We start from the raw sequence: 11496 nt of genomic DNA, 5'->3' as shown, positions 1-11496 counted from the left end.
AGGTCCCGGATTACCGGCCTGTCCGATGCGAAACGGTGTACTCGGGTGTTGATTGGGTAAATGGTGCGTGGGTAAGGCCTCCAATACGAGAAGATGGGCGACCACTGGGAGCCCGGGAAGCAGCGCGGACCGTCCGATGAGCGGGCCGAACACCTGCTCGATGTGGCGGGCCGACTAGAGATATCCGGACGATGGAAGATGACCAAGGACGAGCCGGTAGACGCGATCCGCGAATACGACCGCCGGGCCGGACTCCGGGCGGGCGGTCCGAAACCGCCCACGAGGCCTCGGGGCTGAGCGCGGACGGTCTGTGGAATTGGGAAGCACGGCACGAAACAGAAACCGAACGACTGGACCGGAATTGGAACAGTTTGATTCAAGAGACGCGCGTTGTGCAGACCGGTGTGCAATTGCTCACCGGGTTCCTGATGATCCTGCCATTCCAATCGCGATTCGACATGCTGACGGATCCGATGCGCGTGCTGTACCTGGTGACCGTATCCGCTTCCATCGGGGCGACGGTATTCTTGGTAGCGCCCGTATCGGCGCATCGTATTCTGTTCCGCCGCCATAGATTGCGTGCGGTCGTGGAGTCGGCACACAAGTTCGGTCTAGTTGGATTGGCACTTTTGGGGGTGGCCCTGACCGGAGTGGTTGTGCTGATTTTCGATGTGGTCGCGGGCACGATTGTCGGGGTGGCGGCAGGGCTGCTGTTCGCGGCGCTGTTCGCGGTGGTCTGGGGGCTGCTGCCGTGGTTGCAGCGGCGTCGTGGAGTTGGTGATGACACAAATATTGATGCGCCACAATGACTTTCGATCCACGGGTGGGTGTTTCGGCCCGGATCTGCCGGGTATCGCCGAATTGTCAGTGATTGATCGACCACCCTGGAGGTGAATGTCTTGTCCGAGCACGACAAAGGCGGATTCCGTGAAGGCGTCGAAGGCACTGTTGAAGGTGTCAAGGGCAAAGTAAAGGAGGCCGCGGGTACTGTCTTCGGCCGCGAGGATATGCGTGACGAGGGTCGCGCCCAGCAGGACCGGGCGGAGTCGCAGCGCGAAGCGGCCAAGAAGGAAGCAGAGGCCGAAAAGGAACGGGCTCAGGCCGAGTTCGAGGAACAGCGCCAGCGCGCACATCAGGAGCGCGACCGCTGATCCGGCCCCGGCGCGACACCGAGTCGTCCCGGAAGGCAGATTGAAAGTTCACACTGACCAATAGTTCACACTGACCGACGAATTGCCCGGCGAGAAATCGCCGGGCAATTCGCCGTGGTCGATGAGGTTTCGTGCGGGGGCGCTGCCCGCGAAACCATCCGCCGCGGGTGTGACGGGCTGTGTGACGGGTACGTGCCGAGAGAACCGTCCACGATCGGAGGAGTCGTCCATGGCCACCGAACAGGAACAGGATGTCGTCGAACTGCTGATGGCACAGCACAATCGAATCAAGCAGCTCCTCGAACAGGTGCGAACCGCCGCGCCCGGCGTCAAACGCGAACCGTTCGAGGATCTCGTGCGCCTGCTCGCGGTACACGAGGCCGCCGAAGAGGAGGTGGTGCACCCGACCTCGCGGCGGGTATTCGTCCCCGACCGGATCGTCGACGCCCGACTGCACGAGGAGGACCTGGCCAAGCAGGAGCTGGCCGCGCTCTACGACCTGGGCGTGGAGCACCGGGAATTCGACCAGCGGTTCCGGAACTTCGCCCAGCAGGTCGTCGAACACGCCGAAATGGAGGAGAAGGAGGAGTTCGGACAGCTGCTGCAACAGACCTCGCAGTCCGAACGCGCTGCCCTGGCCACCGCGGTACGGGTCGCCGAGGCGACCGCGCCCACCCGGCCGCACCCGGGTACGGGGGAATCCGCGCTCGCGAATCTCGTTGTCGGCCCACCGATGGCGCTGTTCGACCGAGTACGCGACGCGGTCCGCGACTGGCGGACCAAGTCGGGCAACTGACACTGCCACTCGGCCGGTGACAACGCGATCATCGGCCCCGCGGGCGTGCCACGTCACGATATTCGCAAAGCCTTCGCTTCGGTTCACCGATTTCCGTTTACCTCCAGAACCTTCGGGCAGGTCGTCCACGAAAGGGTTTCAGGCGCAGGGAGGTTGTGGTGACGGAACTGGTCGGTAATGTGATCCTGGCTCGGCTACGAGAATGGAACTTTCCCTACACCCAGTTCCTTCCCGATTCCGATCAGGCGCGCGCCAGATGCAGATGAACGGCCTCGCCGAACTCATCACTATCGCCCGGTACTGGCGGCGCTGGGAGGATCCCCGTCTGGTGGTGGCGGTGCTGCACAACAACGATCTCACCCAGATGAGCTGGGAGATGCGCGCGATGGCGGGCACACCCAAGTTCACGGCGTCGCAGACACTCCCGGATGTCGATTACGCGGCGTTTGCTCGAGATCTTGGACTGGGTGCGGCAAATATCGACGACCCCGAGCGCATTGCGGGCGCCTGGGGAGAGGCGCTTGCCGACGAACGACCGTGGGTACTCGATTTCCGGTGCGATCCGGATGTACCGCCCATCCCGCCGCACTCCACATTTGAACAGGTCACCGCTACCGAAAACGAAATGTCGGGTGGCGACGAAAGTAAATCGAGGGTGGTGAGCTTTCCCGGCTATTCAGCGGATTGAAAACGCAACTGTGCAAAGGCGTTGCGGGCCACGAGCTAATAGTTGCCGATACCGCCGAACTCATTGAATCTGTGACAGATCCGCCGTAGCGTGACACAATGTGACCAGGTTGAGACTACAGCCGACCCGGTTCGCGCACGGAACCATTCGCGGAGTCCGGGCGATGGGGCAACGTAGCTCACTTTCGTCCGACAAGTCGTCCGGCCTCATTGCCGAAGACCTCCGCGCAGGAACTGGAATATCCCCCTGACATGGGAGGTCTAGTCACATGTCTGCCATTGCCGTGCTCCAGCGCGGTGTCGAAGTCGACACCCGACCCGACGAGTCGAAACCAGGCTATTCGGGACGCCACGCACCACCGGTGAGTGATCGATACCGAAGGTGCACAATTGTGCGGGTCGAAGGTGAACTCGATGCCGCCATATTCTCGGAGTTCTCCGACGCGCTGGATAAGGCGGTGACTTCCAGTTCACGAGCTGTGGTCGTCGACTTCCGCCAGACCCGGTTCCTCAGCATCAGCAGCGCGCTAGCGCTCGCCGCGGCCAAGGATACCGCCGCCGCGCACGGGGTCGAGCTGCGAGTTGTGGCCGCCCGCCGAGAGGTCGAGCGCGTGCTCGACGTGACCGGAGTGCGACCGCTGTTCTGCTATTTCGCGTCGATCCAGGACGCATTGGAGGCGTGATCGCTCACTGCGTGTGGGTGGGATCGAGTTCCGACCCGGTCCCACCGATCCGCCCACCGGGCACCGGATCGCGGCGGATACTCATGAGGTGACACACAGTGGGGAGTTGTCCCCGGAGGACGCGCAAACCCTGGAGCGGGTGATCGGCAGCGGTCATCCGCAGAGTGTGGGCAGCTTCCGATTCTGGTATGACGATCAGCAATGGGAATGGTCCGACGAAGTGGCCGCGATCCACGGCTACGCCCCGGGAACGGTAACGCCGACCACCGAACTGCTCCTGCGGCACAAACACCCCGAGGATCGCGCTCAGGTCGCCATCTCCATCGCCCGGGCCGTAGAGGACGGGGAACCGTTCTGCAGCCGGCACCGCATCCTCGACGTCGATGGTGCGGAACACCACGTGATCGTGGTGGGTGACCACATGGTTGATGAGAAGAACACAGTGATCGGCACGTCGGGTTTCTACATCGACGTGACCGATACCCTCGCCGAACATCGGCAGGAAACCTTGGATGACACGTTGCCTGAACTGTATCGAGCGCGCGCGGTGATCGAACAGGCCAAGGGCGCGCTCATGCTCGTCTACGGAATCAATTCCGAACAGGCGTTTCGCGTGCTGACCTGGCGCTCTCAAGAGACCAATACGAAAGTCCGCACCCTGGCGGGGCAGCTGGTGGCCGAGCTGACCGTCATGGGCGGCGCGGCGGTCGAATTGCGTACGCGCTTCGACCATTTGCTGCTGACCGTGCATCAGCGGCCAGAACACACCTGATTACAGCTGATTACAGCTGACGGATGTGCGGGTTTCGGCGGATCGGCACAGGGTACGCGTCGAAGAGACATGTACCAGGAAGGAAGGCCGACCCGTGGCTACAGTGCTGATTCTTCGCAGGCCGATACCCCCCGGTAGTCCGCTCGGTACCGCCCATCCGGCTGTGCCCGCTCGTGATCATCACCCGCCGAACTCGTGAGTGTTCGACAATGATGCAACGGACCAATGGATCGGGCAATAGTCGACGGAGGGTCGCGGCTCTCCGGCTCGGCAATGGACAGGCGGAGAGACGCATGAGTGATTGGATTTCTCAACCGGACACGGATACCGCGACGATCGGTATCCGGGTGCCGGCCGATCTCGGGCAGCTCACCATGCTGCGCGCCCTCGCCGAGACTGTGGCTCTCATAGCCGATTTCGCACTCGACGAGGTGACTGATATTCGCGTGGCGCTCGATGAGGTGGCGACCGCGTTGATTGTGGCGGCGGTGCCGGATACCGCCATCGACTGTGATTTCGATTTCGACCACGAGCGTATGCGGGTGCGGGTGTCGGCGGTGGCCTCGGACGCCGATGCGCTCGACGAGACAGGCTTCGCCTGGCACGTGCTGGAGACCCTTACCGAAACAATTGTCGCGCAACGAAGTCCGTTCGACGTGACCATCGGTGGCTATCCCACGCTCGTCGAGTTCAGCCGCGTTCGAGGTGAAGCAGATGTCGGATGACGCCGGAGCGCGCACCGGAGCGCGCACCGGAGCGCGGTCGCGCAGCCGCGGCGACAGTTACGACAATATCGAGCCGATGTTCAAAGAGCTGGCGGCGATCGATCCGGCTGATCGCCAGCGAGAAGTGGTGCGCGAGAAGCTGATCGGGCGGTGTATGCCTCTCGCTGATCATATCGCCCGCAAGTTCTCCGGCCGCGGTGAGAGTTTCGACGACCTGCTCCAGGTGGCCCGCGTCGGCCTCGTCCAGGCGGTGGACCGCTTCGACGTCACGCGCGGCTCGTCTTTTCTGTCCTTCGCCGTACCGACCGTTATGGGCGAGGTACGGCGCCACTTCCGCGACAATACCTGGGCGGTGCGAGTTCCCCGCCGCACCAAAGAGATTCAGCTCAGTATCGGTGGCGCCATCGACAGGCTCGCGCAGCACAAGGGGCGGATGCCCAAAGCTCGGGAGATCGCCGAGGAACTCGGCGTCGAGCTGGTGGAGGTCACCCAGGCGCTCATCGCGGGCAATGCCTACCAGCTCTCCTCCCTGGACGCCGTAACCGGTGACGACAGCGAGAACACGCCGCTGTCGCTCATGGAGGTACTCGGCGAGGTCGAACCCAGATATGACCGTGTCGACGAATTCCTGGCCGTGCGACCGCTGATCGCCGAACTGCCCGACCGTGAGCAGCAGGTACTGATCATGCGGTTCTTCGAGAACAAGACGCAGACGCAGATCGCCGACAAGCTGGGGATTTCACAGATGCACGTCTCCCGGATACTGGCGCGAACCTTGACGGCATTGCGGGAGCAGGCGCTGGAGGACTGAACGGGCGGGACGACCCAACGAGCGAGTGGACGCGAGACGATCGCGCCCACTCGATTTTTCCGTATCCGTATTTCGGCTGTTCAGATGCTATAGCGACTCCTTTCTGTGTAGTTGGGATCGGGTCTGTGGGGGACCGAGCGCGGCTGCCCCGGCCTCAGATGACATCTGGCGGGCCGGGTTCGGGTAGCGGCCCAGGGCCTGGTCCCGGCGGTTCCGGCGCCGGGGGCGTGGGTTCCGGTTGCGGCGGATATGGCATCGGCTCCGGGTCCGGCAGTGGCCGCGGGTCCGGTTGCGGCGGTATCGGGTCCGGATCCGGTTGCGGTGGTATGGGTTCGCGTCCCGGAGGGGTCGGTACGGTCATTCGGCTGACCTCCTGATCAGTTCTCGGTTCGGTAGCGCAGTAGTGCGCCGACACCGTCGGGCAGCGTGAGCTGACCGTCCAGCGGCACGATGTCGCTGCCACCGGCGACGGCCGCCGCCGGTACCGCCTCGTCGGCGCGGTGCGGTTCGGTGCGGCCGACGAGATCGTGTGCGCTGGTAGCCACCTGGGTGTGCGGCGCCCGCGGTGACCGTTGTTCGATCAGGGGGAGTAGGAACGGCAGCGAGGACACCCGTACGGTTTCCCGCGGTGGCGGCTCGGGGATCTGCTCATCCACCAGCACAGTGGCGGTATCGGCGATCAATGCGCGACCGCTCGGGCCCAGCGCGGCAGGTCCCGCCGCGAAGGCGATATCCAGTGCGCCCAACATCCGGTCGGTGGCACCCGCCGCACTCAGTTTGTCGCGCACGGAGCGACACCGCAGGTCCAGCTGCCGAGCCGCGTCCTCGGTGTCACGGGTGCTGTCGAAGTACACCGAGGCGAACGGACCGGCGCGGTCGATCAGTTCTCGGAACGTTGTCTTCACCACATCGACCTCCTGAGTTCATTGATCGGGTACCCGCGCATCCCATGGGCAATCGCGACGACGGTGAGTGAGGTGTGTTCGAGAGGCGCCGTCGCCGGATGCGATCCGCGACGCTGATCGCGAGGGAGCGGCGGCCTGGTCTCGATGTGGCTTCGAAGGGTCCGCGCCGCGATATCGATCATGCCCGCGCCGTTACGCTCGGAGCGCCCGGCCGCCAGGGCCGTGAATGGGGCGACCGATCACGGGGGTTTGTGTGGGTCGATGTTCGCGAATTATCGCTGCTCTCTTGATAATCGGCAGCTCATCTCTACTTGGTCAAGCGTTCACTCCGGTGGCGGCAATCGCGCAGCCGCCCATGTCACCGCCGGAGGATACCGCCGGACTTCCCCCGGTTCCGGGATTGCTACCCGCAGTGCAGGAGTGGATCGATCGGCTCATTCCCCCACCCGCGTTGGGCCCCGCCGCGCCGAACGCCCCACTGGTGGATGCCGGCCGGTTGGAACCCGATCTGGCGGCGCTGCGCGCGGCGGTCATGCCCGATCCCATCGGCGACCCGTTCGTCGACGACTGGCCCACATTCCTGGATATCTACGCCCCCGGTGAACTCCTCGAATGGCGTGATGTCACCGCCACGGGCGCGCCCCTCATGTTCCCGGCGCCGCGGCAGGTGCTGCAACTGAAGTTCCGCACCACCGACTCCCTGGGCGCGCCGTCCTACGCCATCGCGTCACTGGTCATCCCGACCGGAGTGTGGACCGGACCCGGGGATCGGCCCATTGTGGTGAACAATGTGCCGATCAACGGTCTCGGCCGCAAATGCAATCCGAGTTACACACTGACACACGGGATTTCCCTCGACACGAACCTGTCCGAGTTCATTCCACCCACCACCTATCTGGCGCTGGCGCGCGGGTACGCGGTGCTGATTCCGGACCATGAGGGTCCGCGCATGGCCTACGCCGAACCATATGTGGCCGGGCACGCGGTGCTCGACTCGATCAGGGCGGTTCGCGGTTCGCTGTCGGAGGAGTTCGGTGCCAGCGACTTCGGCATGATCGGCTACTCCGGTGGGGCCATCGCCACCAATGCCGCGGCGAAGCTTCTGGACGAATACGCGCCGGAGCTGGCGGGGGTGGTCGTCGGTGCGGCGCTCGGGGGCGTGCCCGTGGACTACGAGATCCTCGCGGAGAGTATGAACGCCAATCTGGCATCCGGCGTATTCATGGGGGCGACCTTCGCCGTGGGTCGCGAGCGCCCCGAAATCCTCGCCCGCATGAATCATCTGGCGCAGTGGATCGCTATCTCGCCCATGAAGAACAAGTGCGTGGATACCTTCGCGCTACCGGGCATCTTCCATCTGCCCATCGATATCGCGGCGAATTTCCCGGATCCGCTACACAGCGATCTGGCCGAGGATATCTACCGCGCCACCCGCCTAGAAGGGCGGAAGTCCGCTGTGCCGCTGTATATCTACCACGGCGAGCAGGAGTTCTGGGTACCCCCGCGAGGGGCGCGCAATCTGGTCTCCGAACAGTGTGGGCTCGGAGCGAATGCGGTGTACCGCAGCGTATTCGGCGAACACGTGGTCGCGGCGGTCACCGGGTACCCGGAGGCGGTGCTGTGGTTGGACGCGCGACTGCGCGGCGAGGCCGCGGTCAGTGAGTGCTGACCGCGGGCCGGTACTACTCACATCGGGAACAGATTGTGCTTGCGCGGATTCGGCTTGCGCACGGCGTTCTTGTCGCGCAGCAACTGCAGTGCCTTGCGGATCTCCAGACGGGTCTGCGACGGCTCGATGACACCGTCGATGTAGCCGCGCTCGGCCGCCGTCCACGGGGTGGCGACGGTGGCGTTGTAGAAGTCGATCATCTGACCGCGCATGGCCTCGCGCTGATCCTCCGGAGCCGCGGCCAACTGCTTGCGTCCGACAATGCTGATCATGGACTCCGCGCCCATGACCGCGAGCCGTGCCGTCGGCCAGGCCAGGCTGATATCCGAGCCCAGCTGCTTACAGCCCATCACCGCGTAACCGCCGCCGTAGGCCTTGCGGGTCACAATGGTGATGATCGGGACGGTCGCCTCGATCAGCGCGCGGAACATACGACCGCCACGCTTGATGACGCCGTTGCGCTCCTCCTCGACGCCCGGCAACACGCCCGGGGTGTCGACGACATAGACGAGCGGCAGATTGAACGCATCGCAGAGGCGGATGAAGTACGCCGCCTTATCGGAGCACAGCGCGTCGAGCGCACCGCCCAATACGATCGGCTGATTGGCGATCACGCCCACCGGGCGGCCGTCGACGCGGGCGAAACCGGTGATCAGGTTCTGTGCGGTCCCGGAGCTGATCTCGTGGAACGCGCCGTCGTCGAAGATGCGCAGCAGGATGTCGTGCATGTCGTAGCCGACCTTGTCGGAGTCCGGAATGAACCGGTCCAGCTCGCGGTCGGTATCGGTGAGCTCGGGCTCCAGGCCCGGATTGACGACCGGGGGCTGTTCCAGGCAGCTCGACGGCAGATAGGACAGGTACTCCCGCGCCCAGTCGAAGGCGTCCTGCTCGGTCTTGGCGACATGGTGGACGGTGCCGTTGCGCTGCAGGGCCTGGGCGCCGCCCAGTTCCTCGGCGGTGACGTTCTCGCCGGTAATGCCGCGAATGACCTCGGGACCGGTGACGAACATGTAGGAATCCTCGGTGGCGACGAGGGTGTCCATATTGATTGGGCCGTACACCGAGCCCGCCGCGCATTTGCCCAGCATGATGGCGACCATCGGCACATAGCCGGACAGGTCTTCCTGCAGCTTGCACATGAGCGCGTACCAGGCGAGGGAGGTGACACCGTCCTGGATGCGCGCACCGCCGGAGTCATTGATGCACACCACGGGGCAGGCATTGTTGTAGGCGAATTCCATGACGGCCCGGACCTTGCGGCCGAACATCTCGCTGACCGATCCGCCGTACACCGTCTGATCGTGGGAGATCACCACCACCGGGCGGCCGTCGATATAGCCGCGGCCGGTGACGACGCCGTCGCCGTAGGTGGCGCTGGTGCTGCCGGGCTGCTTGATCAGCGCGCCCATTTCCACGAAGGTGCCCGGGTCCAAGAGCATGCGAACGCGTTCTCGAGCGCTGGGAATGCCCTTTTTTCTACGCTTTTCGATCGCGGCCTCACCGGCCGGTTCTTCGGCGATCTCCAGGAGCTTGCGCAGTTCCGACAGCTTCTCCTGTGTGCGCGTCATACCTCGGTCTTGCCTTTCCACCATCAGGTTCGTGACCCGTATCGGTCACTGTCGGCGCGCCGGATTGCGACCGCCAGCCTGCCACGCTACCGTGCGCCGCCCCCACCGAACCACTGAACGGGAGCGTGGACGGCCTGCCGACCGGTCGGGTGGGCGCATCCGGTCGTACACTTTGCGTTCGAACAACAGCAGCATGTTCAACAAGACCAGCATGTTCGACCAAGACCGGCGGCGGAAACGCGCCGAATCCGACGAGAACAAGGGGCGGCTACGACGGTGAGTGCGGTAGTGGCGGGCGATCACGTGGTCGGTGGAGCGGATGCGTCCGCGTACGAGGTGATCCGGCCGAACCTGGACACCTACGGGTTCGCGGAGATGAAGCGGACCGCGATCATCGGCAGCGTCCTCGGCGGATCCATTGCGAAGCGGGTACTGCGCGAGGGCCTGCGGCCGGCCAAGCGCCGCCGCGCGGTCGCCGATGGCATGGTCGACGGTTTCGAGAATCTCGGCCCGCTGTTCGTGAAGCTGGGTCAGCTCATCGCCTCCTCGCCCGGTGCGTTCCCGCGCGAATTCGCCGATGCCTGCCTGCGCTGCCTCGACGATATGAAGCCCTTCTCGGCCGCACAGGCCAAGGCGACCATCGAGGCCGATCTGGGCAAGCCGATCTCGGAACTGTTCCTGTCCTTCGACGACGAGCCGCTGTCGGCGGCGTCCATGGCGCAGGTGCACGGCTGTGTCCTGGCCGATGGCCGCCCCGCCGTGGTGAAGGTGCAGCGCCCCGATATCGCCCGCCGCATGATCGTGGATCTGCGTGCCGCCAAGCGCCTGGCCCGCACCATGGAGAAGCGCTCCGAGAACGCCCGCGTCGCCAATGCCGAAGGCGTGGTGCGAGATCTGTACGAGGCCACCGTCTCGGAGTTGAACTTCCTCATCGAAGCCGATAACCAGACCCGCGCCCGCAAGAACCTGGAAGCCTTCGGCGACAACACCAATGTCGCGGTCCCCGAGGTGTATTGGGACTACTGCGGCCCGAAGGTGCTGTGCATGGAACGCATGCGCGGCGTTCCCATGGACCGCTTCGACGATATCCGCACCGCCCACCCCGAACCGGAGATCCTGATCCGCCGCCTGGTCAAGGCCTGGATGGAAAGCGTTGCCGTACACGGACTCTTCCACGGCGACGTACATGCCGGAAACCTCTGGCTCCTCGACGACGGTCGCGTGGCCATGCTCGACTTCGGCATTGTCGGCCGCATGGAGAACGAATGGCGGGAATTCGTCCGCGCGCTCTTCTACGCCAGCTCGATCGACAATGACTTCCGGCCCGTGGCAAGGGCTTTGCGCAAACTGGATCTCGTCTCCGATGACAGCGGCGACGACGCGACGATCGGCCGCCAGCTGGCCGTGGCGCTGGGACCGGTGCTGTCCGGGAGTCTGGATAAACTCGACCTGGGCGTGGTCTCGGCCCGCCTGCTCGAATTCGGTAAGCGACGTGGTGCTTCCGGCCCCCAGCAGCTCATCCTCATGGGCAAACAACTCGGCTACTTCGAGCGCTACGCCGTAGCCCTGGCCCCCGGCTGGAAACTGGGCAGGGACCTCTACCTCTTCCGCAATATCTTCGCCGACGAGGTAGCCGCCAAGACCGCCGAACTGGGCTTGGAGCTCCCCGTCGACTGATGGCGCGGCCGACGGCCGCGTTGCGGCACGTTGCGTGGCAGGTGAATAGTGG

At 64.5% G+C, this 11496-nt stretch carries 11 protein-coding genes and 2 pseudogenes; 11 read left to right on the top strand and 2 right to left on the bottom strand.

Annotated elements, in window-relative coordinates:
• Positions 1-84: 84 nt before the first annotated feature.
• The 9 genes and pseudogenes from NU1_RS40375 to NU1_RS16640 form a co-directional block, all read left to right on the top strand.
• Positions 85-297, top strand: a pseudogene (locus NU1_RS40375) (hypothetical protein); the annotation flags it as partial.
• Positions 234-809 carry a DUF6328 family protein gene (locus NU1_RS16680; protein WP_371859798.1) on the top strand — a complete coding sequence of 192 codons (576 nt, stop codon included), beginning with the start codon at positions 234-236 and terminating at the stop codon, positions 807-809. The pseudogene NU1_RS40375 and the gene NU1_RS16680, both read left to right, overlap by 64 nt.
• 90 nt (positions 810-899) lie before the next feature.
• Complete coding sequence (gene mbp1 / locus NU1_RS16675; protein ID WP_067522632.1) at positions 900-1151, top strand: microaggregate-binding protein 1; 252 nt, start codon at positions 900-902, stop codon at positions 1149-1151.
• A 229-nt stretch (positions 1152-1380) separates the two neighbouring features.
• Complete coding sequence (locus NU1_RS16665; RefSeq protein WP_067522433.1) at positions 1381-1947, top strand: hemerythrin domain-containing protein; 567 nt, start codon at positions 1381-1383, stop codon at positions 1945-1947.
• A gap of 244 nt (positions 1948-2191) precedes the next feature.
• Positions 2192-2635, top strand: a pseudogene (locus tag NU1_RS16660) (thiamine pyrophosphate-dependent enzyme); the annotation flags it as partial.
• Between the two features lie 268 nt (positions 2636-2903).
• Positions 2904-3317, top strand: a complete 414-nt coding sequence (locus tag NU1_RS16655) for an STAS domain-containing protein (RefSeq protein WP_084521498.1) — start codon at positions 2904-2906, stop codon at positions 3315-3317.
• Positions 3318-3405: 88 nt separating this feature from the next.
• A complete protein-coding gene (locus tag NU1_RS16650) occupies positions 3406-4089 on the top strand; it encodes a PAS and ANTAR domain-containing protein (RefSeq protein WP_067522630.1) in 684 nt (227 codons plus the stop codon).
• Between the two features lie 293 nt (positions 4090-4382).
• Complete coding sequence (locus NU1_RS16645) at positions 4383-4814, top strand: ATP-binding protein (protein ID WP_067522425.1); 432 nt, start codon at positions 4383-4385, stop codon at positions 4812-4814.
• Positions 4804-5625, top strand: coding sequence for an RNA polymerase sigma factor SigF (locus NU1_RS16640; protein WP_067522424.1), 822 nt, complete (start codon positions 4804-4806; stop codon positions 5623-5625). The genes NU1_RS16645 and NU1_RS16640 overlap by 11 nt, the downstream gene beginning before the upstream one ends.
• A gap of 377 nt (positions 5626-6002) precedes the next feature.
• Here NU1_RS16640 and NU1_RS16635 read toward each other — a convergent pair whose 3' ends face one another.
• Positions 6003-6533 (bottom strand): hypothetical protein, encoded by a 531-nt coding sequence (locus NU1_RS16635; RefSeq protein WP_067522422.1) that lies wholly within the window; start codon positions 6531-6533, stop codon positions 6003-6005.
• Positions 6534-6861: 328 nt separating this feature from the next.
• Here NU1_RS16635 and NU1_RS16625 point away from each other — a divergent pair, with 328 nt between their 5' ends.
• Positions 6862-8199 (top strand): lipase family protein, encoded by a 1338-nt coding sequence (locus NU1_RS16625; RefSeq protein WP_245720153.1) that lies wholly within the window; start codon positions 6862-6864, stop codon positions 8197-8199.
• A 17-nt stretch (positions 8200-8216) separates the two neighbouring features.
• On the opposite strand, the gene NU1_RS16620 is transcribed toward NU1_RS16625, so the two are convergent.
• Positions 8217-9767 (bottom strand): acyl-CoA carboxylase subunit beta, encoded by a 1551-nt coding sequence (locus tag NU1_RS16620; protein WP_067522419.1) that lies wholly within the window; start codon positions 9765-9767, stop codon positions 8217-8219.
• 336 nt (positions 9768-10103) lie between these two features.
• Here NU1_RS16620 and NU1_RS16615 point away from each other — a divergent pair, with 336 nt between their 5' ends.
• Complete coding sequence (locus tag NU1_RS16615) at positions 10104-11444, top strand: ABC1 kinase family protein (protein WP_371859797.1); 1341 nt, start codon at positions 10104-10106, stop codon at positions 11442-11444.
• Positions 11445-11496: the final 52 nt, after the last annotated feature.

Source organism: Nocardia uniformis NBRC 13702 (assembly GCF_001613345.1).
Classification (GTDB): Bacteria; Actinomycetota; Actinomycetes; order Mycobacteriales; family Mycobacteriaceae; genus Nocardia; species Nocardia uniformis.
The sequence above is the reverse complement of the archived record's forward strand: the minus strand, read 5'-3'. Positions and strand labels throughout refer to the sequence as shown.

What these genes read in the sequence shown, in the direction of transcription:
- NU1_RS16645 (WP_067522425.1), top strand. Translation starts at nt 4,383, where the DNA reads ATGAGTGATTGGATTTCTCAACCGGACACGGATACCGCGACGATCGGT.
- NU1_RS16655 (WP_084521498.1), top strand. Translation starts at nt 2,904, where the DNA reads ATGTCTGCCATTGCCGTGCTCCAGCGCGGTGTCGAAGTCGACACCCGA.
- NU1_RS16665 (WP_067522433.1), top strand. Translation starts at nt 1,381, where the DNA reads ATGGCCACCGAACAGGAACAGGATGTCGTCGAACTGCTGATGGCACAG.
- NU1_RS16620 (WP_067522419.1), bottom strand. Translation starts at nt 9,767, where the DNA reads ATGACGCGCACACAGGAGAAGCTGTCGGAACTGCGCAAGCTCCTGGAG.
- NU1_RS16640 (WP_067522424.1), top strand. Translation starts at nt 4,804, where the DNA reads ATGTCGGATGACGCCGGAGCGCGCACCGGAGCGCGCACCGGAGCGCGG.